This window comes from Methylorubrum suomiense (assembly GCF_022179765.1).
GTDB classification, from domain to species: Bacteria; Pseudomonadota; Alphaproteobacteria; order Rhizobiales; family Beijerinckiaceae; genus Methylobacterium; species Methylobacterium suomiense.
The window spans coordinates 34,282-56,218 of sequence record NZ_BPRE01000008.1 but is presented as its reverse complement, the minus strand read 5'-3'; the positions used below and the strand labels follow the sequence as shown (position 1 = coordinate 56,218).

Here is a 21,937-nt window from a genome sequence, read left to right as displayed (position 1 = left end):
CGGCACCGCCGAAGCCGAGGCGGACACGGTGGCGGGCGGGGCGCCCCGTTCGGGACGAATCAGGCGGCCAGCACGCGGATCACGCCCTCGCCCCGGCGATGGCCGACCGAGGTGACGGCAACTTCCCTGGCCGAGCCCGCCGCACAAAGGGCGGCCCCGAGTGCGGCCCCGAACGGCGCCGTGACCTCCATCGGGTGGCCGATGATGTCGCCGGTGGCGCGGATGCCGGCGCCGGGCAGCGCCGCCCGGATGCCCGCAAGCTCCTCCGCCGCGAGATCGGCCAGTCCGGTGGCTCCGGACAACACCACGTCCGGCTGCCCGATACCGGCTTCACCGATCAACCGGGCCAAGCTCGCCGAGACGCTGCCCGGTTTACGCGCCATCCGGTCGTTGGCGACCGGCATCAGCCGGGCCAAGGCACGCGCGCCGCGGGCGCTCGCGTGCTCAGCCGTTTCCAGCACGAGGAAGGCCGCCGCGCTTCCGAGCACGAAGCCGCCATTCTCCTCGCCGCGCTCGAAGACCGGGCGATAGACGGGCTTGTCGAGAAAGCCACCCATCTCGTGGACGACCATCACGTCGGGCCGCTCGGCATTGTAGGACGAGCCGACCATGATGGTGTCGATCTGCCCCGAGGCGACGCGGGCATGAGCGATCCGCAGGGCATCCACCCCGCAGGATTCCTCGCCCATGAAGGTGCGCGAGGCCCCGGTCACACCGTGGACGATGCTGATATTGCCTGCGAGCAGGTTCGAGAGCTGCGCCAGGAAGAGGGTCGGCCGCAGGTCGTTCAGCAGCCGCTCGTTGAGGAAGGCGCCGGGATCGGCGGCATTGCGCAGACCGGACAGGATCGCCCCGTCGACGGCGTAGTCGCGCTCGCCGCCGCCCGCCGCGACGACGAGTTGCAGAGCGGCCTTGAAGGCGGGATCGTTCTTCACCCCCGCCGAGTCGAGGGCGAGCCCCGCGGCGTAGACGCCGAGCCGCTGCCACGGCTCCATCTGCCGTTGATCCGATTTCTTCGGGATTTGGGCGTCGAGGGTGAGCGGGGCGACCGGATGAACCGGATAGGGGGCGAAGCTGTCGGCGTCCGTGCGCGGCGCCTCCTGCGAGGCGAAGGCCGCGAGATGCGCCTCGATCCCCTCACCGGCGCAGGAGACGAGGCCGATCCCCGTCACGACGACGTCACGACTCATGCGCAAATCCGCCCGCAGGTCCGTCGAGGAGGCCGATCCGGCGGGCGCGCTCGCGCATCGGCGCGTCGAGCCCGGCGGGAAACGGCATCGTGCGGAAGCGCAGTTCCGCGTCGCAGAGCGCCTTGCCCTCGTGGCGGATGGCGGCCTTCGTCACGGCATAGCCGGACCCGTCATGTTCCAGGCTCGCCTCGATGTCGAGGGCGGCTCCGGGGCCGACGAAGGAGCGGAACCGCGCCTTGTCGACGGCCATCAGGAACGGCATCTGCGCGAAATCGAGATGGGCAAGCACGAGGTAGCCGGATGCCTGCGCCATCGTCTCGGTGAGGAGCACGCCGGGAACCAGCGGGTGGCCAGGGAAGTGCCCCTCGAAGACCGGACTCGCATCGGGCACGAGCGCCCGCGCCTCGATGCGTCCCGCAGCACGGTCGAGCCGCACCACGGAATCGATCATCTCGAAATATTCGAGCCGCATCGCGGGATGTCCGTTCTCAGGCCTTGGCGGCCTTCTCGGCGACCAGACCGTCGATGCGGGCGCAGAGGTTCTTCAGGACGAAGTACTGCTCGGCCGGGACCTTGCCCTCGTTGACCTCCTGGGTCCAACGCTCGAGCGGCAGCTTGATGCCGAACGCCTTGTCGACCGCGAAGGCGATGTCGAGGAAGGCCAGCGAATCGATGCCGAGATCATCGATGGCATGGCTCTCGGGGGTGATCTTGTCGCGCGGGATATCCGCCGTCTCGGCGATGATGTCCGCGACGCGGTCGAAGGTGGCGGTCTCGTTCGACATGGAGGCTGGCCGCTTTCTCGTTCTCGTATCCGGCGTCGCCGGTTCTTCGCGCGGCCCGCCCCCGATGGCTTGACCCGACCTGCGGCTGACGTGTCGCCGCCGGTTCCCGATGACGCTCTTGAAAAGATCGCGACCCCTTACACGAAGCGACGGAGACCGGGCAACCTCGACGCGACATCACCCGTTCGGTCGTCGAGTCACGGCCCGCCGCAACGCGGCGCGACCGTCCGAGAGAACGGTGATCCGCGGAGGCGTTGCCAATCATGACCCGCGCGTGCCCGATACCGACCGCAGCTCAGCGCCGATACGGACAGATACGCGCCGAGGTCGAGGACGCAATGATGCGAAGGGTGTTCGCCGCTCTGGACGAGGCCACCGCGACGGCGCAAGTGCGCATCCGGCAAGCGGGGATCGACATTCCGCCTCCGACGACCGACGCCTTCATGGCCATCCTGCAGCAGGCGGTGTTCTGCATACTTTGCAGGGCCGATCCGAAGACCTTCGAGGGGGGCGACAAGCGGATCGCCCTCGCGATCCTGCGCAATGGTTCGAACATCGCGCGGCATCATTGGGGACTCGAGACCGAACCGTCGCTCTGAACGACCACGCGGATCGATTCTCGGATCAGTTCGCGTGGGCCAGGATGCGCGGCTCGGTGCGGGGGCGTTCACGCCCGGTCCGACGGGGCTCGCCCGCCGCCGCGCGCTTACGCTCCGGGTTGCGCGCCCGAACCAGCTCGCCGAGTGCCACGAAGCCGTCGTTCTTGCGCTGGCCGGGATCGTGCAGGCCGAAACCGACGGCGAAGGAACGAGCCAGTTCCGCATCGGGAGCGATGCCGTAATGGTCGAGCGCCGCGAGGAACGAGCGCCGGAAGCCCGTGGGGGCGCACCACGCCTTCTCGGCCAGCTGCATCGGCCAGGTCCACAGCCCATCACTCCGGCGGTAGTCCATCTCCTCGCGGGCGATGAGATAACCGGTGCCCCGATGCTCCAACCCGTCTTCCCGCAAGCGCCAGTCCGGATCGACACTCGGTCGCGTCGCCACCGGACGCACCGCGTCCGCCACCCGGTCGAGCGCGTCGTCGTCGAAGCCGATCTCGAGCATGGGAACCTCCTGCCTGGGCGCCACCGCGAGTCCGGGGCGAATCGGGTCTGGAACGTTCCATGAACAATGGCCCTACGCGCCGATGTGGTCAAGGACTTGTTCGTACTCTGTTCCTTTTTGCCGGTCTCAGTGAAGGGTGAAGGTGGATCGGCGGGCATTCATCGGAGGGCTCAAGGCCATCGAACCGTGCCGACGGCCCACACGCGATCTCAGAGCGTCGTGGCCCCTCCATGCTGGCAAATCGCTCTGGCGACGCCGTGCCCCAAAGAATTGCTTTGTGCAGTCCGGCGCTCGGTTTCTCCATGTGATCACCGAAACCGCAAGACTCGGCGATGCCCCGTCGCCCGGGCTCTTAACATTTCGCCCATAAGGTAGGGATCAGCCGTGCTGTCGGCTGTCGTCGAAAGTCTCCGCATCCAGGTTCATGCCCGATCTACCGGACATCCAGACCCTACGCTGGTGCAGCATGCTGGCGAGCCTCGCCTTTTTCGGCGTTTTCGCCGGCCTATGGCTCGGTCGGCGGGACGAGCGCCACTATCTGCACTGGGCCGGGGGATCGCTCCTCTACACCTTGGTCATCTTCAGCTTCACGATCTCGGCCCATACGCCGTTTCAGGACGGCATTCTCTACGCGCTGCTGTCGGCCAGCACGCTCTGTGTGCTGACGGGAGTGCGCCGTTTCGACGGGCGGCCGCCCTTTCCCGCCTGGCTCCTCCTGCCGGTCGCGGCGGCCGGACTCGGATATGGTCTTCCCGCTCATCTCGTCGGTGCGGACAGCGCCGCCGCGCGGATCGGCGGCACGCTCGGCAGCATGGCGACGATGGCGCTCACGGGGGGCCTTCTCATTTTCGGCTCGGCGAAAGTCAGGGGGCCGGGACGGCGCATCGCCGGAGCCGCTCTCCTCGGCTACGTTCCGGCCTTCCTCGCGGCGATCGCGGCGGAGGCCTTCGGGGCCGCGGGCGTGAACATGGCCGCGCTGATCCCGATGCTGGCCGACCAGCTGCTGCTCGCGGTGCTCAATCTCGGTCTCATCGCCATGCCGGGCGAGCGGGCGCAGATGCAGCTGCGCGAAGCGGCCCTGCGCGATCCGCTGACGGGGGTCTGGAATCGGGCCGGTCTCGCGGCCTTGCCCCCTCGCCTGCTGGGGCCCGAAACGGCGGTGATCGTGCTCGATATCGATCACTTCAAAGCGATCAACGATCAGCATGGACACGGCGCGGGCGATCGGGTCCTGATCGCGCTGGTCGAGACCGCCCGCGCCGTGCTGCCCATAACCGATGCCGAGATCGTCCGTCTCGGCGGCGATGAATTCGTCGCGGTTCTGCCGGGCCGGAGCCTCGCCGAGGCGTCATGGCTCGCCGACGAGATCCGCCACGCCCTGCGCCGCGCCGTCCAAAGCCGGCCGGATCTGCCCCCCTGCACCGTCAGCCTCGGCATCGCCACGCGGGAGCCCGGCGACCCGGATCTCGCGCGGGCGATCGAGCGGGCCGATGCGAAGCTCTATCAGGCCAAGGCGCAGGGCCGCGACCGCGCCGCCTGAACGCGCCACCGCACCGGGACTGGTCCGCGCGCCCGACCGCCATACTTGCCCCGCGCCGCCGTCGCGGCGACGAACGGAGCGAGGCGGCGGATGCCCCCCAAGACCGAAACCGGGCCGCGGCCCTTCACCGCGACCGATCGCGAGGGCGATCGGGTTCAGGCCTTCTTCCGGGCTGCCTTGGCCGTCGGCCTCCTGGGGCTCGGACTCTACATCCTCGAAGACTTCCTGCGGGCGCTGATTTGGGCCGTCGTGCTCGCCGTCGCCCTGTGGCCTCTCTACGAGAAGGCGCTCCGGTTCTCGCCGCCGGGGCGGCACAATCTGCTGTGGCCGGGGCTCTTCACCGGCCTCGTGGCCCTGGCCCTGCTGCTGCCGGTGGTGATCCTCGCGATCGAGGCCCTGCGCGAGGCGCACGACCTCCTGGCCTACGCCCGCGAGGCGGAGCGAAACGGCATCCCGGCGCCGGATTTCATCGCCCATCTGCCCTACGGCGCGCAGGCGGTGACCGATTGGTGGAACGCGCATCTCGCCCATGCCGGCTGGGCCCACGAATTGAGCGAGCGGCTCAACACCGCCTCCAATCGCGATCTCGGTCGCACCCTCGGTAAGGGCGTCGTCCATCGCGTCGTCCTCGTCGGCTTCTGCCTGCTCGCCCTGTTCTTCCTGTTCCGCGACGGCCGAACGCTGGTAACGCAGGCGCTCACCGCCAGCCGGCGCCTGTTCGGCCCGCACGGGGAGCGTGTCGCCCAGCAGATGGCGGCCTCGGTGCACGGCACCGTCGACGGACTCGTGCTGGTCGGCCTCGGCGAAGGCGTATTGCTCGGGATCGTCTATTACTTCGCGGGGGTGCCGCATCCGGTGCTGTTCGGAGCACTCACGGCGGTCGCCGCGATGATCCCGTTCGGCGCCCCCCTCGCCTTCGGTCTCGCGGCGGTGCTGTTGGTGGCCAAGGGCGCTGTGGCGCCCGCGGCCATCGTGGTGGTCTCCGGCTTCGTCGTGACCTTCGTGGCCGACCACTTCGTGCGGCCGGCCCTGATCGGCGGCACGACCCGCCTGCCGTTCCTCTGGGTGCTTCTGGGCATCCTCGGGGGCGTCGAGACCTTCGGCCTCGTCGGCCTGTTCGTCGGCCCGGCGGTGATGGCCGCGCTGATCCTGCTCTGGCGGGATTTCACGGGGACGGCGACGCCAGCGGAGAGGGCCTGAGGGCTTCTCCACCCATCCGCTCATCTTGAGTTGGTGGGATGGGGGACACGAAGCGCTCAGTGCTTGAGCGGCCGGCCGAGCTTCTTTGCCAGGATCCGCTGCGGCGCTTTCTCCGGGTCGGCTTGGTCGGCGACCGCGAGGTAGCCGGTCTGCTCCAGCATGTAGCGGCCGCCCATGGCGCCGTGCATCACCAGATCCGAAAAGGTCACCCAGGTCTCGCCGGGATGGAAATGCACGTCGGCCTGCGGCGCGCGTGCCTGGTAATCGAGGTCGCGCTTCAGGGCGTCGTGCAGGTGCAGCATCAGGTGGTCGTATTCCGACCGCTTGGCCTTCGTGATCTTGAGCGCCGCGAGCAGGCTGGCCGACAGACCGGAATAGCCCGGAAGCTTGGGCAGGAACTTCTCCGCCATATCGCCGAACGCCTCGCCGACCCGCCAGTGGCGCGGCTGACCCTCGGCGTTGATGTTGCGGAAGATGCGCAGGATGCGCCGCTCGCCAATTGGGTTCGAGGGGAAGGCATCGACATGCATGCGGGTGTCGTCACGCCGCCAGCTGAGCTTGCGCTTATCGACATCGAACGGCCGGTACGAGGTGCCGGCGAGCGTCACCTTGCCGGTATAGGCCGGGAGATAGGTGTCGATCAGATTCTGGGCGAAGTGACGGTAGCGCACCAGCAAGGCACGAAGCCGGGCCTGCTCCTCGTCGCTTCCGGCGCCCCCCTTCAGCGCGGCGCTCTCACCCCGGATCGAGACGTTCTTGGCCTTGCCGTCGGCGAAGGGCCGCTCGACGAAGCGGCGCTCGAAGGCGTCGAGGGGAAAATCGAGATCGCGGAAGACCAGCACCGAGCCGCTCTCCAGCGCCTCGACGAGGCCGGACGCCCCCGGATTCGCCTCGCTGCGGGAGACCGGGAGAATGGGGCTGATCATGTCGAAAAGGCTCTCGCGCGATCCACTGGCGCAAGCGGTTTAGCCGAGCCCGTCGGCGCGTGCCAAGCGCGGACGGATCGCGACGGTTGCCACAGCCCAGACACGTTCGCGGGCCTAAGCGCGAAAGGGCGGCCTTCGGCGGTGGACAGATCCCGGCGTTCGCCTTTTACCCCTTGCCACACGCCTCGGGCGCGCGTCACCTCTCGGGCAACTTTGGGCACGAGCGCGGCGTTTGTCCGACGAGCCCGAATCCCATCGGGCGAGGAGCCGGACATGGCGACGCTGAAGGAGTTCGAGGAGGCCCTGCGCGAGCACGGCATGAACATGGCGCTCGCCCTGCTGGAGCGCCTGCGCGAGCGCGACCGGCAGAACCGCACCATCCGCCCGGCCCGCCGCCTCACGGGTCAGAAGATGACGCCGGAACTCGCCCGCCAGATCCAAGAGCTGCACGCCGCCACCGGCATGACCCAGCAGGAAATCGCCTTCAAGGTCGGCGTGAACCAGGGCCGCGTCAACGAGGTGCTCAAGCGCGGCAAATGGCTCGACGACGATCCCCACGCGCCCGAGGCGGTGGCCCGCGACCGGGCCAAGGCACGGATGCGCGCCGACCCCAAGCCCCGCCCGACGCGGGCCACGGGCAAGTCCGCCGGCAAGATCGCGGCGAAGTCCGGCGCCAAGGCGGCGCCGCGCAAGCCGGCACCGCAGGGCCAGTTCGCGTTCGGAGATCTGTGAGACCGTGGCCGCGCCCGTCTGCCGGGTGGTGCGGCCGGGCGAGGCCTTCACCGGCAAACAGGCCTTGCTCTACGCCCCCGGCATCTCGGCGGAATCTGCCGGGGCCCAGGGCCTTCATCTCCAGATGGTGACGATCCCACCCGGCGCTCGGGCCAAGCCCCACAAGCACGAGGGGCACGAGACGGCGCTCTACGCGCTCTCCGGCACCTCCGGAATGTGGTGGGGGGAGCGGCTGGAGCATCACGCCGAGATACGGCCCGGTGATTATCTCTACATCCCGGCGGGCATGCCGCACCTGCCCTACAATCCAAGTCCGACCGAGCCCTGCACGGCGCTCATCGCCCGGACCGATCCGAACGAGCAGGAGAGCGTCGTTCTGCTGCCCCATCTCGACGGGATACATCCGTGACGGCGATCCGTTGAGAGGGCGAACCGCCCTCGTTCGGATCTACCCCGATGCGCCTCGCCCTCGCCGTCACCCTGCTCGCCGCCGGTCTTTCCCCTGCGACGGCTCAGCGCCTCTCCACGGTCGATATGAGCTGCGCCCAGGCCCGCAACGTCGTCCTGCGCCAGGGCGCGGCGGTCTTGGGCACCGGCGGCCAGACCTATGACCGCTTCGTGCGCGACCGCAATTTCTGCGAGCCGACCGAGATCGGCCGCCGCGCCTTCGTGCCGGCTCGCGACACCCCGGCCTGCTTCGTCGGCTTCACCTGCTACGAGCCGAGCCGCAACGACCGTTTCGGGGATTTTTGATTTGCGTCGGGTCACCGTCCGACCCGCGCCCTCATCCTGAGAAGCCCCCCGAGCGTCCTCGAAGAAGGGTTTCAGGGATCGCGTGGCCGGGCGCCTCAGGATCAGCGGCGGGTTTGGGCAACGCCGCCTGCATCGCACAAACGAAAACGCCCCGGCCTTTCGGCCGGGGCGCTCCCCTGAATGGATGACCGTTGCGGCCGTTTACGCGGCCTGCTGGACCTTGCCCTCGATCACCGGCTGGCCCGAGGCGCGGCTGGCGATCTCGATGCGGCGCGGCTTCTTCGCCTCCGGGACCTCGCGGACGAGATCGACATGGAGGAGGCCGTTCTCCAGCGAAGCACCCGTGACCTGCACGTGGTCGGCGAGTTGGAAGCGGCGCTCGAAGGCGCGGGCGGCGATGCCCTGATGAAGGACTTCCGCCTTGCTCTCGCTCGGCTGACGCTCGCCCTTGATGGTGAGGGCGTTCTCCTTCACCTCGATCGAGAGGTCGGCCTCGGTGAAGCCGGCCACCGCGACCGTCACGCGATAGACGTTCTCGGCCGTGCGCTCGATATTGTAGGGCGGGTAGGTGGGGGCCTGCTCGGCGCTGACGAAACCGTCGAGAGCCGCGAACAAACGGTCGAAACCGACGGTGGAACGGTACAGGGGAGCCAGATCGAACTGACGCATCACATATCCTCCGAAAGAAGCAACATGCTGTGTATGGTCTGGTCCGCCCGAGGGCCGGACCTTCGCGCCGCCGTATCGGCCGGCGCATCCATGATATTGGGGGGTGCGCGGGGTCGTGCAAGAGCGTCGACCCGGCCATTTTGCGTCCCAAACGTCACGAAGACAGAGCGGGGATGAGCCGGCCGTGCTGACGCTGCGACCCACGCCCGACAATCCGGTTCCGCCCGGCGCGCGGCTCGTCCCGGTCGAAACCGCCGACGGCATCCCCCTGCGGGCGGCGACCTGGCGCCCCACCAGCCGCACCGTGAAGGGCACGGTCTGCCTGCTCCAGGGACGGGCCGAGTTCATCGAGAAGTATTACGAGACCATCGCCGAGCTGCGCGCCCGCGGCTTCTGCGTCGTGGCCTTCGATTGGCGTGGCCAGGGCGATTCCGGGCGTCAGGTGCGCGACGCCCACAAGGGCCATGTCCGCCGCTTCGACGATTACCGCCTCGATCTCGCGGCGGTCACTGAGCAGATCCTGGTTCCCTCCATGCCCGAGCCGCATTTCGGGCTTGCCCATTCCATGGGCGGCACGGTGGCGCTCACGGGAGCGGCGGAAGGCTGGCTGCCGTTCCGCCGCCTCGTGACCGTCGCGCCGATGCTGAAGATCCGGATGGTCCGCTGGCCGGCGGCCGCGTCGGTCCTGGCGCGCACCCTGCACCGGCTCGGGCTCGGATGCTGCTACACCCCGTTCGGCAAACCGACCTCGATCGCGACCATGCCGTTTGCCGGAAACCGCCTCTCGACCGATCCGTCCCGCTACGAGCGCAATGCCCAGGCGGCCCGCGTCGTCGGCGCGGGGGCGGTCGGCGGACCGACCATCGCATGGCTCGCCTCGGCCTTCCGGGCGATGCGCACCCTCAATCGGCCCGCCACGGTGCGACGCATCCGCTTACCCTGCCTCATCATCGCCGCCGGCGCCGACCCCGTGTGCAGCACGCCGGCCGTCGAGCGCTTCGCGGCCCGCCTCAAGACCGGACACCTCATCGTCCTGCCCGGTGCGCGACACGAGATCCTGACGGAATGCGACGCCCTGCGCGCCGATTTCTGGGCCGCCTTCGACGCCTTCATTCCCGGACAGGCCGCGCCGGCGGAAACGGCTGCTGAGCCGACCCGCGCGATGGCTTGAGGAACGACGCGCCGCGGCCACGGTGCTGATCGGGCGAGCCCGTCGCGAAAGGGTCAGGCGCTCGGGTTCAGGTGCTTCAAGGCGGCCTCGTGCAGGCGTGGGCTGCCCGCCGCCACGATCCGTCCCCCAGAGGTGGCCGGGCCGCCGTCCCAGGCGGTGACGACGCCGCCCGCCCCCTCGACGATGGGGATCAAGGCGACGATGTCGTAGGGCTTCAATCCGGCCTCGACCACGAGGTCGATCTGGCCCGCCGCCAGCATGCAATAGGCGTAGCAATCGGCACCGTAGCGCGACATGCGCACGCTGCCCTCGATCGACCGGTAGCGCTCGGATTCCTCCCCCTCGGCGAACAGGCGAGGATCCGTCGTGGCCAGGATCGCCGCCGACAGCGCGTCGCAGCGGCGCGTGTGGAGGGGACGCTCGCCGCGGGGGCTCCGCACGCTCGCGGTCTTGCCGTCGCCGAGGAAACGCTCGCCGAGATAGGGCTGGTGCATCAGGCCGCGCACCGCCGCGCCGTGATGAGTGAGGCCGATCAGGGTGCCCCAGGTCGGGAGCCCGGCGATGAAGGCGCGGGTGCCGTCGATGGGGTCGAGCACCCAGACGCATTCCGCATCCGTGCGCTCCGCTCCGAACTCCTCTCCCAGGATCCCATGGCTCGGCAGCTGATCCTTGATCATCCGCCGCATCACCGCTTCCGCGGCCCGATCAGCCTCGGTGACGGGATCGAAGGCGTGGCCGGTGCCGTGGGACTTGTCGTCCAGTCCGAAATGCGCCCGGAAGAACGGCAGGATCGCCGCTCCGGACTGGGTGGCGAGGTCTTCCATGAACCGGGCGAGATCGACGACGCTCATCGAAGGGACGGCCTCCTGTTGCCCGATCCACGAAGCCGCCGGGAGGCGGCCCCGTCAACCCGGTGGCAGGGGCAAAGGCCGGGATCGGCGTCAAACGTGAAGCGTTCCGATCCCGCGCCCTGTCACGCCGGCTCCGGCATCGCCTGACGCGGCGGCGTGGCGGCCTCGCGACGCTCCGGCTCCCGCGTATCGCCGGCGTTGCGCGCCATGGTCAGGACCGTCTCGATGAGGTCGCGCAGGGAGGTGACGTGATCGTCGGCGCCGAGCTTGGCCCGAAGGCTCTCGTCCGACAGAACCGGCTCGTCCAGGCGCCACAGCCCCGCCACCACCGGCACGGTGTCGAGCTTGCGCCGCAGCCGGCTGACGAGGCGGCTCAGATGCGTTGGCTCACCCGAAAGGGCCAACGAGATCACGCAGACGGCCTGGGGCTCGCCGGGATCCCATGCGCCCAACCGCACGCGAGCGACCTCGGCGAAGGGCACTTGCCGGGTGCCGAAGCCGCGCTTGCGCAGGAGCTGGTCGGCGATGGCGGTCGCCGCACCGTCGAGGAAGCCGCGGCCCGAGACGAGGAGCACGGCCCCTTCGCGCCGCCACGCCTCGGGCAGATCGTCCGGGGACGGGTCGGGGATCGGCTCGGACGAGCAGGCGCTGTCCGTCTCCGTCGCCGAAATCAGCTTGGCGGATTTGGATGCGGGCTCGGGCAACCCGTCTTCCCGATCCTCGAGATCCTCGACCAGAGCGGTGATCGAGGCACGGATATCGGCCTTCTGGTCGGGGGTGAGCACACCGCGGGCGGCGTCGCGGGCGGCGAGTTCCAGGCCGCGGAGCACCACGTCGTCGTAATAGGCCGACAGCGAGCATTCCTGCAGGATCATCTCCGCATGCTCCTGCGCCTCTTCGGGATCGTCGGCGAGCATGCGCTGGTAGAAGTTCTCGACCGGCGTCAGCGCCGGACGGTTGCTGAACAGCACGTCGAGGAATTCGAGCCGGTCGACATGGCGGCCGAGCACGACGAGGCAGACGGTGAGCGGCGTCGAGAGCAGCAGGCCGACCGGCCCCCACAACCATGCCCAGAACAACGCCGAGATCAGCACCGAGAAGGGCGAGAGCCCGGTCGAGTGCCCGTAGACCAGGGGCTCGATCACGTGGCCGACGAGGGGCTCGATCACCGCGAACAGGATGAAGGTCGCCAGCACCATGCTCCAGCCGGGATCGACCGCGGCGGCCAGCGCCAGCGGCAGGATCGCCGAGAGGACGGCACCGATATACGGCACGAACCGCATCATCGCCGAGAAGATCGCCCACAGGACCGGGTTCGGCACCCCGATGATCCAGAGCCCGAGACCGATGACGACGCCGAAGGCGGTGTTGAGGGCGAGCTGGCCGAGGAAGTAGCGCGACAGGCGCCGCGCCGCATCGTCCATCGCCACCGTGGTGCGATGCAGGTCGCTCGATCCGGCGAGGCGGATCAGGCGGTCGCGCAGATCCTCGCGCTGCATCAGGATGAAGAGCAGCACCACCACGACGATGCCGGCGGTGGCAAGCGGCTGCACCACCGGCGAGAGGACGGTGGAGGCGATCTCCAACGGGCTCGGCCGCCGTTCCTCGACCTGCACCAGCATGGGCTTGGCCGGTTCCGCCTCGGGCTGTCCGGTGCGGGCCGCCGGATCCTTGCGGGCCTGTTCACGGGCCTGCCGCTCGCGCGACTCCTGGGCGGCCTTGGCCCGGTCGGCCTCGTCCTTGCCCTCGTCCGAGCCACCCTGGTGGATCGCCCGGTTCATGTTGGCGATGTAATCCATCGTCCGGCCGAGCGAGCCCTCGCGCAGACCCTGGATCTTGCGCTCGATGGTGGTCTGGTAGCGCGGCACGTCCTGTACGAGTTCGGCGACCTGAACGCCGATCACGGTGGAGAGCGCCCCGATGATGCCGGTGGCGAACAGAACCGCCGCGAGCACGGCGACGACGCGACCGAGGCGCAGCCGGCGCAACAGGTTCACCAGCGGCCCGAGCACGAAGGACAGGAGCATCGCGATCGCGATGGGGATCAGCACCTCGCGGCCGAGATAGAGACCGGCGACGATGATCGCGACGACGACCATGGAGGCGGCGAGGGACGCTTGCGGCGTCTCCGCGGCGGCGACCCGCGTGGGACGCGGCGGAACGACGAAGCCGTCGCCGGAGGTAAGCTTCTTCATTTCGGCCCGGATGTCCCGACGCTGCTACGCTCGGCGACCTCCCGTGGGACGTCGCCGCTCAAGAAACCGTGATCAAGACGGTTTCGATCCCAAGACCATGGCTTGCCGCGACGGTCTTCAGTCCCGTGTAGCCTCGATGGACAACGACCGCCTCGGCCGCAAAAGTCCATGGGTCTCGCGAACACGGTCGGTGGACGCTTCCGCGGGTGTCGTGCCGGATGCACCGAACGTGCCTCGCCGCCAACCGGTGAGGTCGCGAAGCGTCACGTCACGGCGAAGGGTTTCAGAGAGAGGCCGGCCGCCTCGAGCGCGGTGCGCACGGCCCGCGCCATGACCATCGCCGCCGGATTGTCGCCGTGGACGCAGACGGTGTCGATTGCCACCGAAAACGCCCGGCCATCGGCCGCGAACACCGCCCCCTCCCCGACCATGCGGGCGACGCGGGCGGCGGCCGCCTCGGCATCGTGGATCACCGCCCCCGGCATCGCGCGGGGCAACAGGGTACCGTCGGCCGCGTAGCCCCGGTCGGCGTAGATCTCGCGGGCGAGCCGCAGGCCGGCGCGCTCGCCGGCCCGCTCGGCGGGCAAGCCCGGCATCACGACGAGGATGAGGTCGCGATCAACGCCCCGGACGGCGCGGGCGAGGGCCTCGGCGACCGCGTCCTCCTCATTCGAGAGGTTGGCGAGCGCCCCATGCGCCTTCACGTGGGTGACGCGGGCCCCAGCGAGAGCCGCGCAGGCCTGGAAGGCACCGATCTGATAGGCGATGTCGCGCTCGATGCGGCGCGGGCTGTCCTGGATGCGCAGACGGCCGAAGCCGCGCAGATCCCAGAAGCCCGGATGGGCCCCGATGGCGACACCGCGCGCCCGCGCCGCCGCCGCGGTCTCGACCATGATGTCGGGATCGCCCGCGTGGAAGCCGCAAGCGACGTTGGCCGAGGTGACGATGTCGAGGAGGCCCGCATCGTCGCCCATGCGCCAGGGCCCGAAACCCTCGCCGAGGTCGGCGTTGAGGTCGATGCGGCCGTTCATTCGGCCACCCGCATGGATCTCGACGTCGATCCTGTGTCGCGAGCCCCGTCGCGCCGATCCTCAGCGCGTGTCGGATTCGCGGGACGGATCTTCGGCCGCATCACGACCCCGAAACCCTCGCTCTCGTTACCGATGTCGCGAGGGCGCTTCCCATCCGACACCGAGCGGATCGAGGCCGGAGTCCGCTTCCGCGGGGCGATCCGATCGCTTTCGATCATGTTCAGCGTCACCACCGAGAGTCTGGCCCGGATTGCGAGCCCTCCTTGCGTCCATTCGCGGAGACCGCGGCCGGCGCGGATCTGGACGGGGGTGATCACAGTCGGGAGATCCACGGATCGGAGATGCACGAGACTGTAAGAATTATCACGTCCGCGATTGGCGACGAGAGGGTTTGGCGCGGCAGGCGACACAGGCCGCCGAACGAAAGAAAACGGCGCCGGGCAAGGGCCCGGCGCCGCTATCGCCGTAGGGGAAATCAGGCCGCCGCGACGGTGGCCTTCACGATCCGGTCGGGATCGCGAACGGGCTCGCCGCGCTTGATCGTGTCGACCACGTCCATGCCCTCGATCACCTTGCCCCACACGGTGTACTGGCGGTCGAGGAAGCGGGCGTCCGAGAAGCAGATGAAGAACTGCGAGTTCGCCGAATGCGGGAAGTTGGTGCGCGCCATCGAGCAGGTGCCGCGCACATGCGGCTCGGCGTTGAACTCGGCGTTGAGGTCCGGCAGCTCCGAACCGCCCGAGCCGGTGCCGGTCGGGTCGCCGGTCTGGGCCATGAAGCCGTCGATGACCCGGTGGAACGGCACGCCGTCGTAGAAGCCCTGGGCGGCGAGCGTCTTGATCCGCTCGACATGGTTCGGGGCGAGGTCGGGGCGCAGCCCGATCACGACGCGGCCCTTGGTCGTCTCCAGGACGATGGTCTCGTTGGTGTCTGCCATTGGTTAGATTCCCTGTCCTCTGGGTCCGTCGTAAATGAAGCGCAGCGCCAGAGGGCGCCCCGCGATGGCTCCGCCCAGAGCGGGCGTGAGCCGGACCGGCGTGCATCGGGCGATCGCGTCGAGCGTCGCCCGCACCAGGATGTCCCGGGCTCTCGTATCGCCCGGAATCTGCGAGAAGGTGATCCGCGGCGTGCCGATCACCGAGCCGTCCCGGCGGAGCGCGAGGCGCGCCGTGATCTCGGTGCGCTCGAACTTGGCCAAGCCCTCCGGCGCTTCCCAGCAGGCGGCGAGCGCCGGAAACAGATCCTTGAGGGTATCGACCGGCCTCGGCCCGGTCTCGCCCGCCAGCAGCGGCACCCGCAGCGTCCCCCGCAAGGTTTGCGGGAGGGTGCGCCAAGGTTCAAGCGTCCCGAACGCATCGGCCCTGCCCGGCACGAGCAGGAGAAGCGCCGCGACAGCCGGGGCGGCACGGCGTCTCTGGGCTCGGGCCGCTATCGCTCGCCTCCGGTCTGGATCATTTGGCGAGCGTCATCTTCACGATCTTGTCCGGGTCCTGCACCGAGCCGTTGTTCGACTTGGAGCCCTTCTTGATCTTGTCGATCACGTCCATGCCGGAGGTGACGACGCCGACCACGGTGTAGTTGTTGTTGAGGAACTCGGCATCGCCCAGGCAGATGAAGAACTGCGAGTTGGCCGAGTTCGGATCGCCCGAACGGGCCATGCCGACGGTGCCGCGCTTGAACGGGGCGGAGGAGAACTCGGCCGGAATGTTGGGCAGGCTCGAGCCGCCGGTGCCGTTGCCCTTCGGGTCGCCGGTCTGCACCATGAAGCCGTCGATGACGCGGTGGAATTTCAGGCCGTCGTAGAAGCCTTGAGAGATCAGCGTCTTGAGCTGCTTCACGTGCTTGGGCGCGATTTCCGGGCGCAGCTCTATCGTGACCTTCCCATCCTTCGTCTCGAGGTTGACGGTGTTCTCGCCCGCCCGCGCGGGGGCGGCGAAGGCGAGGGTCGCGCTCAAGGCGAGACCAAGGACGGCGTGGCGGCGGTTCATGCTGGGCTCAAGCTCCGTGGTCGGAATCAGGCTTTGGCGAAGCGGGCGGAGAGCCGCGCGGCGACGGCCGGCGGCACGAAGGGGGTTACGTCGCCACCCATAGCGGCAATCTGGCGGACCAGAGTGGCGGTGATCGGCCGCACGCCGGTGGAGGCGGGCAAGAAGACGGTCTGGACCTCGGGGGCCATGGCACCGTTCATGCCGGCGAGCTGCATCTCGTAGTCGAGATCGGTGCCGTCGCGCAGCCCACGGATGAACAGGCTCGCACCGTGGCGACGCGCCGCCGAGACGGCGAGATCGTCGAAGGTAACGACCTCGAGTTCGGCGCCCTCGGCGGCCGCCAGAGGCCCGCAGCTCTCGCGCAGCAAACCGGCGCGCTCCTCGGCCGTGAACAGCGGCGCCTTGCCGGGATGCACGCCGATGGCGAGCACGAGGCGCGGCACCAGCCGACAGGCTTGGCGCACCACGTCGAGGTGGCCGTTGGTGACCGGATCGAAGGAGCCGGCATAGAGCGCGGTGCGGGTCGTCACGGGAAGGGGCCTAGAGCATTTTGCCCGCGAACGGAACCCGATGCCTCCTCGCGCTCCGTCAATCCAGGGCGCCGGAGGCGAACCCGGAACCTACGACTGGGCGCCCCGTCGCCGCCACCGCGCATCACGGGTGGCTCCCGGGTTCCGCTCCGCGGCCCCGGGATGACGACGCGTGAGGTGCGCCGAGGAGGATGCGGCTTACGCCCCCTCCTCGCCGCCCTCCTCTTCACCTTCGATATGCTCGACCGACACCACGCGCTCGGCCTTGTCGGTGTTGAACACCGTCACGCCCTGCGAGGCACGGCCGACGATGCGGATGTCGTCCACCGGCACGCGGATGAGCTGGCCGGCATTGGTCACCAGCATGATCTGGTCGGAGGCCTCGACGGGGAAGGAGGCGACGAGGTTGCCGTTGCGGGCATTGACCCGCATCGCGGTGATCCCCTTTCCGCCCCGGCCCGAGGTTCGGTACTCGTAGGAGGACGAGCGCTTGCCGAAGCCGCGTTCGGAGAGGGTCAGGACGAATTGCTCGTGGGCGCTCATCTCGGTGTAGCGCTCCTGCGAGATCGCGGCCTCGGCCGTCGTCTCCTCGGCCTCGCTTGCCTCCTCGGCCTCGCCCGCATCGCCGATGACGGCGCGGCGCATCTTCAGGTAGCCAGCCCGCTCCTCCGGGCTCGCCTCGAAGGCGTTGAGGATCGCCATCGAGATGACGGTGTCGTCCTTGGCCAAGTTGATGCCGCGCACGCCGGTCGAATCGCGGCCCTTGAAGACGCGGACGTCCTCGACCGGGAAGCGGATGCACTGACCGAGCGCGGTGGTGAGCAGGACGTTCTGCTCGGGCCGGCAGATCTCGACATGGACGATGTGATCGCCCGGATCGAGCTTCATGGCGATCTTGCCGTTGCGGTTCACGGTCGTGAAGTCCGACAGCTTGTTGCGGCGGACATTGCCGCTGGCGGTGGCGAACATCACGTCGAGGGTCTCCCAGGACGCCTCGTCCTCGGGCAGCGGCATGATGGTGGAAATGCGCTCGCCCTGGTTCTGCAGGTGCAGGATGTTGACGAGGGCCTTTCCGCGGGCGTTCGGCGCGGCGATGGGCAGGCGCCAGACCTTCTCCTTGTAGGCCTGACCCTGGTCGGAGAAGAACAGCACCGGGGTGTGCGTGTTCGCGACGAACAGGCGGGTGACGAAATCCTCGTCGCGGGTCGCCATGCCGCTGCGCCCTTTGCCGCCGCGCTTCTGCGAGCGGTAGGTCGAGAGCGGCACGCGCTTGACGTAGCCGGCATGGGACACGGTCACGACCATGTCCTCGCGGGCGATCAGATCCTCGTCCTCGACGCTCGAGTCGGAATCGACGATCTCGGTCTTGCGCGGCGTCGCGAACAGCTCGCGGACTTCCGCCAGCTCGCCCTTCACGATCGCCTGGATGCGGGCGCGGGAGCGCAGGATGTCGAGATAGTCGGCGATCTCGTCGGCGAGTTTCTTCAGTTCGTCGCCGATCTCGTCACGGCCGAGCGCGGTGAGGCGCTGCAGGCGCAGGTCGAGAATGGCGCGGGCCTGCGTCTCGGAGAGGCGGTAGGTCCCGTCCTCGGCCACGCGGTGGCGCGGATCGTCGACCAGGGCGATCAACGGGGCGATGTCGTGGGCCGGCCAGTCGCGGGCCATCAGGGCCTCGCGCGCGGTGTTCGGGTCGGGCGAGGTGCGGATCAGCCGGATCACCTCGTCGATATTGGCGACTGCGATGGCGAGGCCGCACAAGACGTGGGCCCGCTCGCGGGCCTTGTTCAGCAGGAACTTGGTCCGCCGGGAGACGACCTCCTCGCGGAAGTCGTTGAAGGCCTGGAGCAGGTCCTTCAGGTTCATCAATTCGGGGCGCCCGCCGTTCAGCGCCACCATGTTGGCGCCGAACGAAGTCTGGAGCGGGGTGTAGCGGTAGAGCTGGTTCAGAACGACGTCGGCGATGGCGTCGCGTTTGAGCTCCACCACGATGCGCATGCCGTCGCGGTCGGATTCGTCGCGCAGGTCGGAGATGCCCTCCAGGCGCTTCTCCTTCACCAGCTCGGCGATCTTCTCGATGAGCGTGGCCTTGTTCACCTGATACGGGATCTCGGTGAAGATCAGCGCCTCGCGCTCCTTGCGCAGCTCTTCCACATGCGAGCGGGCCCGCATGATGATCGAGCCGCGTCCGGTGGTGTAGGCCTGCCGCGTGCCGGAGCGCCCCAGGATCAGGCCGCCGGTCGGGAAATCCGGGCCGGGGACGATCTCGTTCAGGCCCTCGATGGTGAGGGCCGGATCGTCCATGAGCGCGATGCAGGCATCGATCAGCTCACCGAGGTTGTGCGGCGGGATGTTGGTCGCCATGCCGACGGCGATGCCGCCCGCGCCGTTGACCAGAAGGTTCGGGAATCGCGCGGGGAGGACCGACGGTTCTTCGCGGGAATCGTCGTAGTTGGGACCGAAATCGACGGTGTTCTTGTCGATGTCGGAGAGGAGCGAAATCGCGGGCTTGGCGAGACGCGACTCGGTGTACCGCATGGCCGCGGCCGGATCGCCGTCGACCGAGCCGAAATTGCCCTGCCCGTCGATGAGCATGAGGCGCATGGAGAAATCCTGCGCCATGCGCACCAGCGCATCGTAGATCGATTGGTCGCCGTGCGGATGGTAGAGACCGATCACGTCGCCGACGATGCGGGCCGACTTGACGTATTTGCGCTCCGGCAGGTGCCCGGATTCGAAGGCCGAGTAGAGGATGCGCCGATGCACCGGCTTCAGGCCGTCGCGCGCGTCCGGCAAGGCCCGGCTCACGATCACGCTCATGGCGTAATCGAGATAGGATCGGCGCATCTCGTCGGTGATGGAGACGGGCTTGATGTCGGTGGCCGGGGGCGGCGCGCCCGCGCCGGTCGGATCGTTGTCGTCTGCCAACGTCGCTCTCTCAGTTCTCGTTCAGTGGCCAGCGGGCGGGGGCAATGCCCTGGCCCGTCGTACCCGGTGTCCGCGCATCCCACCCGCGCCCTCATCCTGAGGCGCTGAGCGTCAGCTCAGCCTCGAAAGAGGGCTCCAGAACTCTCAGTGCTCCCTGGAGCCCTCCTTCGAGGCTGCTGCGCAGCACCTCAGGATGAGGGTGTGGGATAGGAGCGATCGACCGGTCTAAAGGCCGTCGTTTCAGTTACTTAAATATGAAGTGCGAGCCTTCCGCACAACAGCGGACCGGCCTCCGTCCCCGGTTTGACCGGTCGGTCACGACTGCGTGCCCAGAAACCGCTCCGCCGCCGCCAGATCGTCCGGCGCATTGAGGTTCAGGAACGGGTCGACCGGCTCGACCGGCCAGGAGACCACATCCGCCCCGTGGCGGTCGATGAAGCCGCCGACGCGCCGCTCGCCCGACACCAACCAAGCCCGCAGATCGTTGCGCAAGCGCACCGGCCAGAGTGCGCTGGTGAAGTGCCGCCGCTCTCCCGAAGCCGCGAGGGCGATCGGCCGTTCGCCGGCACGGATCAGGCGCGCCACGAAGTCGAGCGGCAGGAACGGCGCGTCGCCGGGTACGCTGACGACATGGGTCCGCCCCATCGCCGCCGCGGCATCGAGTCCGGCGAGGATGCCGGCGAGGGGCCCGGGATTGTCCGGAACGGTGTCGGGCAGGACCGGGCCGGCATAGGCGTGGCGGAACCGTTCCGGATCACCGTTGGCGCTGAGGGCGAGGCCCCCGGGGCATTGCGGCCCCAACCGCTCGGCCACGCGCTCCAGCAGGGTGCGGCCGGCCAGCACTCTCAACGGCTTGTCGCCCCCGCCCATGCGCCGCGACAGGCCGCCCGCGAGGATCAGCCCGAGGACGTAGGTCACGCTTCGATCACTCGATGACGATCTTGGGCGCCGCGCGGCCGGCGGGCGCGCCGTTGAGGCCGGCCCAGAGCTTGTCCGCGATGGCGCGGTAGATCTTCGCCTGCGGCCCGTCCGGATCGGTCGCGACGACGGGACGTCCGGCATCGGAGGTCTCGCGGATCGCCATGGTGAGCGGGATCTCGCCGAGGAACGGCACCTCCAGGCGCTCCGCTTCCTGACGGGCACCGCCATGACCGAAGATCGCGGAGGCCGTGCCGCAATGCGGGCAGATGAAGGTCGCCATGTTCTCGATCACGCCGAGGATCGGTACCGACACCTTGCGGAACATCGTCACGCCGCGCCGCGCGTCGATCAGGGCGAGATCCTGCGGCGTCGAGACGATCACGGCGCCGGACAGGGGCGTTGCCTGGGCCATGGTGAGCTGTGCGTCGCCGGTGCCCGGCGGCATGTCGACCACCAGGATGTCGAGATCGCCCCAAGCCACATCCCGCAACATCTGGGTGATGGCCGATTGCACCATCGGCCCGCGCCAGATCATCGCCGATTCCGGCTCGATCAGGAAGCCGATCGACATCGCCTTGAGACCGAAGGCCTGCATCGGTTCGAGCACCCGCCCCTCGATTACCCGCGGCTTGCCCGACAGGCCCAGAAGCTTCGGCACGGAGGGGCCGTAGATGTCGGCATCGAGCAGACCGACCTTGAGCCCCTGGGCCCGCAGGGCGAGCGCGAGGTTGCAGGCGGTGGTGGACTTGCCGACCCCGCCCTTGCCCGAAGCCACCGCCACGATGTGGCGCACGCCCGGCAGGGAATTGCCCTGACGCGGCGGCACCGGGGCGGGGCCGGGCGAACGGGGTGCGCCGGGGCCGGGGGTGTTGGGGCCGCGCTCGGAGGTGAGGCTCGCCAGCACGCTCGATACGCCGGGAATGGCGAGGACCCGCCCCTCCGCCTCGCGGCGGACCGGCTCGAACCGTTCGGCCTCGCTCGGATCGATCGAGATCGAGAACATCACCCGGTTGCCGCCATCGATCACCACCTGAGAGAGGCGGCCGGAACCGGGAAGGGTGGTGGCGCCGTCATCGACCGCGACGGTCGAGAGCGCACTGAGCACGTCGTCGCGGGTGATGGCCAAGATTCGATGCTCCATCGGGCGGCGGTTTGTCGTAACCGTCCGTCCATCTAACCGCGCAATTCTGAAACACCAGCCCGAAGACGACCGGCGCCCTGCCCTCATCCCCCCGATTGGGTGTTTCCTCAGCGCCAAACGAGACACCCTGCCCGCCGGTCCGCCGCCCGGGCTCGGACCCGATCGCAGGGGAAGTCGCCCTCGCCGCCGAGGCGGGCGCGATGCGTGAGCGTGGCGCAAGCCTCCTCGGCATCTCCCGCAAAGCCTGAACCAACACCGGCCTCGCTCGTTGTCGAGGCAATCGCC

General features: G+C 69.0%; 23 protein-coding genes. 7 read left to right on the top strand and 16 right to left on the bottom strand.

The window, feature by feature from the left end:
- Positions 1-59 precede the first annotated feature (59 nt).
- From MFF26_RS14070 to MFF26_RS14060, 3 genes are read right to left on the bottom strand one after another with little or no spacing between them, the layout of a single operon-like run.
- A complete protein-coding gene (locus MFF26_RS14070; protein ID WP_137829642.1) occupies positions 60-1,190 on the bottom strand; it encodes a beta-ketoacyl-ACP synthase in 1,131 nt (376 codons plus the stop codon).
- Positions 1,180-1,662, bottom strand: coding sequence for a 3-hydroxyacyl-ACP dehydratase FabZ family protein (locus tag MFF26_RS14065; protein ID WP_137829643.1), 483 nt, complete (start codon positions 1,660-1,662; stop codon positions 1,180-1,182). Before MFF26_RS14065 ends, MFF26_RS14070 begins: the two co-directional genes overlap by 11 nt.
- A gap of 16 nt (positions 1,663-1,678) precedes the next feature.
- Positions 1,679-1,975, bottom strand: coding sequence for an acyl carrier protein (locus tag MFF26_RS14060; protein ID WP_110351127.1), 297 nt, complete (start codon positions 1,973-1,975; stop codon positions 1,679-1,681).
- A gap of 341 nt (positions 1,976-2,316) precedes the next feature.
- Here MFF26_RS14060 and MFF26_RS14055 point away from each other — a divergent pair, with 341 nt between their 5' ends.
- On the top strand, positions 2,317-2,574 hold the full coding sequence (locus MFF26_RS14055) for a hypothetical protein (protein WP_137829644.1): 258 nt from the start codon (positions 2,317-2,319) through the stop codon (positions 2,572-2,574).
- Between the two features lie 25 nt (positions 2,575-2,599).
- Here the strand turns inward: MFF26_RS14055 and MFF26_RS14050 are convergent, their stop codons facing one another.
- The gene (locus MFF26_RS14050; protein ID WP_137829645.1) at positions 2,600-3,079 is read right to left on the bottom strand and encodes a hypothetical protein; all 480 of its coding nucleotides are present in this window, start codon (positions 3,077-3,079) and stop codon (positions 2,600-2,602) included.
- A gap of 424 nt (positions 3,080-3,503) precedes the next feature.
- Between MFF26_RS14050 and MFF26_RS14045 the strand changes: the two genes are divergently transcribed.
- Both MFF26_RS14045 and MFF26_RS14040 read left to right on the top strand, forming a co-directional pair.
- Complete coding sequence (locus tag MFF26_RS14045; RefSeq protein ID WP_137829646.1) at positions 3,504-4,619, top strand: GGDEF domain-containing protein; 1,116 nt, start codon at positions 3,504-3,506, stop codon at positions 4,617-4,619.
- 90 nt (positions 4,620-4,709) lie between these two features.
- Entirely contained in the window at positions 4,710-5,819 is a 1,110-nt protein-coding gene (locus tag MFF26_RS14040; protein WP_137829647.1) for an AI-2E family transporter, read from the top strand.
- Positions 5,820-5,875: 56 nt separating this feature from the next.
- Here the strand turns inward: MFF26_RS14040 and kdoO are convergent, their stop codons facing one another.
- Positions 5,876-6,745 carry a Kdo hydroxylase KdoO gene (gene kdoO, locus MFF26_RS14035; protein ID WP_137829648.1) on the bottom strand — a complete coding sequence of 290 codons (870 nt, stop codon included), beginning with the start codon at positions 6,743-6,745 and terminating at the stop codon, positions 5,876-5,878.
- A 273-nt stretch (positions 6,746-7,018) separates the two neighbouring features.
- On the opposite strand from kdoO, the gene MFF26_RS14030 reads away from it, so the two are divergent.
- Genes MFF26_RS14030 through MFF26_RS14020 form a run of 3 tightly spaced genes read left to right on the top strand, consistent with a single transcriptional unit; the run spans position 7,019 to position 8,230 of the window.
- On the top strand, positions 7,019-7,477 hold the full coding sequence (locus MFF26_RS14030; RefSeq protein ID WP_137829649.1) for an RNA polymerase subunit sigma-70: 459 nt from the start codon (positions 7,019-7,021) through the stop codon (positions 7,475-7,477).
- Positions 7,478-7,481: 4 nt separating this feature from the next.
- Positions 7,482-7,886, top strand: a complete 405-nt coding sequence (locus MFF26_RS14025; protein WP_238308117.1) for a cupin domain-containing protein — start codon at positions 7,482-7,484, stop codon at positions 7,884-7,886.
- 47 nt (positions 7,887-7,933) lie between these two features.
- Positions 7,934-8,230, top strand: coding sequence for a hypothetical protein (locus MFF26_RS14020; protein WP_137829651.1), 297 nt, complete (start codon positions 7,934-7,936; stop codon positions 8,228-8,230).
- A 201-nt stretch (positions 8,231-8,431) separates the two neighbouring features.
- On the opposite strand, the gene MFF26_RS14015 is transcribed toward MFF26_RS14020, so the two are convergent.
- On the bottom strand, positions 8,432-8,899 hold the full coding sequence (locus tag MFF26_RS14015) for an Hsp20 family protein (RefSeq protein ID WP_137829652.1): 468 nt from the start codon (positions 8,897-8,899) through the stop codon (positions 8,432-8,434).
- A gap of 184 nt (positions 8,900-9,083) precedes the next feature.
- Between MFF26_RS14015 and MFF26_RS14010 the strand changes: the two genes are divergently transcribed.
- Positions 9,084-10,070 (top strand): alpha/beta fold hydrolase, encoded by a 987-nt coding sequence (locus MFF26_RS14010; protein ID WP_137829653.1) that lies wholly within the window; start codon positions 9,084-9,086, stop codon positions 10,068-10,070.
- A 53-nt stretch (positions 10,071-10,123) separates the two neighbouring features.
- Here the strand turns inward: MFF26_RS14010 and hisN are convergent, their stop codons facing one another.
- The 10 genes from hisN to MFF26_RS13960 all read right to left on the bottom strand — a co-directional run bounded on the left by hisN (position 10,124) and on the right by MFF26_RS13960 (position 21,637).
- Entirely contained in the window at positions 10,124-10,921 is a 798-nt protein-coding gene (gene hisN / locus MFF26_RS14005) for a histidinol-phosphatase (RefSeq protein WP_137829654.1), read from the bottom strand.
- Between the two features lie 122 nt (positions 10,922-11,043).
- A complete protein-coding gene (locus MFF26_RS14000; RefSeq protein WP_137829655.1) occupies positions 11,044-13,116 on the bottom strand; it encodes an AI-2E family transporter in 2,073 nt (690 codons plus the stop codon).
- A 263-nt stretch (positions 13,117-13,379) separates the two neighbouring features.
- Positions 13,380-14,147 (bottom strand): LamB/YcsF family protein, encoded by a 768-nt coding sequence (locus MFF26_RS13995; RefSeq protein WP_137829656.1) that lies wholly within the window; start codon positions 14,145-14,147, stop codon positions 13,380-13,382.
- A gap of 475 nt (positions 14,148-14,622) precedes the next feature.
- Complete coding sequence (locus tag MFF26_RS13990) at positions 14,623-15,084, bottom strand: peptidylprolyl isomerase (RefSeq protein ID WP_137829657.1); 462 nt, start codon at positions 15,082-15,084, stop codon at positions 14,623-14,625.
- A gap of 3 nt (positions 15,085-15,087) precedes the next feature.
- Positions 15,088-15,525: a UCP034077 family protein gene (locus tag MFF26_RS13985; RefSeq protein ID WP_505744337.1), complete on the bottom strand. Its 438-nt coding sequence runs from the start codon at positions 15,523-15,525 to the stop codon at positions 15,088-15,090.
- A 73-nt stretch (positions 15,526-15,598) separates the two neighbouring features.
- The gene (locus tag MFF26_RS13980) at positions 15,599-16,135 is read right to left on the bottom strand and encodes a peptidylprolyl isomerase (RefSeq protein ID WP_137829659.1); all 537 of its coding nucleotides are present in this window, start codon (positions 16,133-16,135) and stop codon (positions 15,599-15,601) included.
- Positions 16,136-16,161: 26 nt separating this feature from the next.
- Positions 16,162-16,665, bottom strand: coding sequence for a pantetheine-phosphate adenylyltransferase (gene coaD / locus MFF26_RS13975; RefSeq protein WP_137829660.1), 504 nt, complete (start codon positions 16,663-16,665; stop codon positions 16,162-16,164).
- 198 nt (positions 16,666-16,863) lie between these two features.
- Positions 16,864-19,590 carry a DNA gyrase subunit A gene (gene gyrA, locus MFF26_RS13970; protein WP_137829661.1) on the bottom strand — a complete coding sequence of 909 codons (2,727 nt, stop codon included), beginning with the start codon at positions 19,588-19,590 and terminating at the stop codon, positions 16,864-16,866.
- Positions 19,591-19,905: 315 nt separating this feature from the next.
- Entirely contained in the window at positions 19,906-20,508 is a 603-nt protein-coding gene (gene mobA / locus MFF26_RS13965) for a molybdenum cofactor guanylyltransferase MobA (protein ID WP_137829662.1), read from the bottom strand.
- A gap of 7 nt (positions 20,509-20,515) precedes the next feature.
- A complete protein-coding gene (locus MFF26_RS13960) occupies positions 20,516-21,637 on the bottom strand; it encodes an Mrp/NBP35 family ATP-binding protein (RefSeq protein ID WP_238308116.1) in 1,122 nt (373 codons plus the stop codon).
- Positions 21,638-21,937: the final 300 nt, after the last annotated feature.

What these genes read in the sequence shown, in the direction of transcription:
- MFF26_RS14070 (WP_137829642.1), bottom strand. Translation starts at nt 1,190, where the DNA reads ATGAGTCGTGACGTCGTCGTGACGGGGATCGGCCTCGTCTCCTGCGCC.
- MFF26_RS14065 (WP_137829643.1), bottom strand. Translation starts at nt 1,662, where the DNA reads ATGCGGCTCGAATATTTCGAGATGATCGATTCCGTGGTGCGGCTCGAC.
- MFF26_RS14060 (WP_110351127.1), bottom strand. Translation starts at nt 1,975, where the DNA reads ATGTCGAACGAGACCGCCACCTTCGACCGCGTCGCGGACATCATCGCC.
- MFF26_RS14055 (WP_137829644.1), top strand. Translation starts at nt 2,317, where the DNA reads ATGCGAAGGGTGTTCGCCGCTCTGGACGAGGCCACCGCGACGGCGCAA.
- MFF26_RS14050 (WP_137829645.1), bottom strand. Translation starts at nt 3,079, where the DNA reads ATGCTCGAGATCGGCTTCGACGACGACGCGCTCGACCGGGTGGCGGAC.
- MFF26_RS14045 (WP_137829646.1), top strand. Translation starts at nt 3,504, where the DNA reads ATGCCCGATCTACCGGACATCCAGACCCTACGCTGGTGCAGCATGCTG.
- MFF26_RS14040 (WP_137829647.1), top strand. Translation starts at nt 4,710, where the DNA reads ATGCCCCCCAAGACCGAAACCGGGCCGCGGCCCTTCACCGCGACCGAT.
- kdoO (WP_137829648.1), bottom strand. Translation starts at nt 6,745, where the DNA reads ATGATCAGCCCCATTCTCCCGGTCTCCCGCAGCGAGGCGAATCCGGGG.
- MFF26_RS14030 (WP_137829649.1), top strand. Translation starts at nt 7,019, where the DNA reads ATGGCGACGCTGAAGGAGTTCGAGGAGGCCCTGCGCGAGCACGGCATG.
- MFF26_RS14020 (WP_137829651.1), top strand. Translation starts at nt 7,934, where the DNA reads ATGCGCCTCGCCCTCGCCGTCACCCTGCTCGCCGCCGGTCTTTCCCCT.
- MFF26_RS14015 (WP_137829652.1), bottom strand. Translation starts at nt 8,899, where the DNA reads ATGCGTCAGTTCGATCTGGCTCCCCTGTACCGTTCCACCGTCGGTTTC.
- hisN (WP_137829654.1), bottom strand. Translation starts at nt 10,921, where the DNA reads ATGAGCGTCGTCGATCTCGCCCGGTTCATGGAAGACCTCGCCACCCAG.
- MFF26_RS14000 (WP_137829655.1), bottom strand. Translation starts at nt 13,116, where the DNA reads ATGAAGAAGCTTACCTCCGGCGACGGCTTCGTCGTTCCGCCGCGTCCC.
- MFF26_RS13995 (WP_137829656.1), bottom strand. Translation starts at nt 14,147, where the DNA reads ATGAACGGCCGCATCGACCTCAACGCCGACCTCGGCGAGGGTTTCGGG.
- MFF26_RS13990 (WP_137829657.1), bottom strand. Translation starts at nt 15,084, where the DNA reads ATGGCAGACACCAACGAGACCATCGTCCTGGAGACGACCAAGGGCCGC.
- MFF26_RS13980 (WP_137829659.1), bottom strand. Translation starts at nt 16,135, where the DNA reads ATGAACCGCCGCCACGCCGTCCTTGGTCTCGCCTTGAGCGCGACCCTC.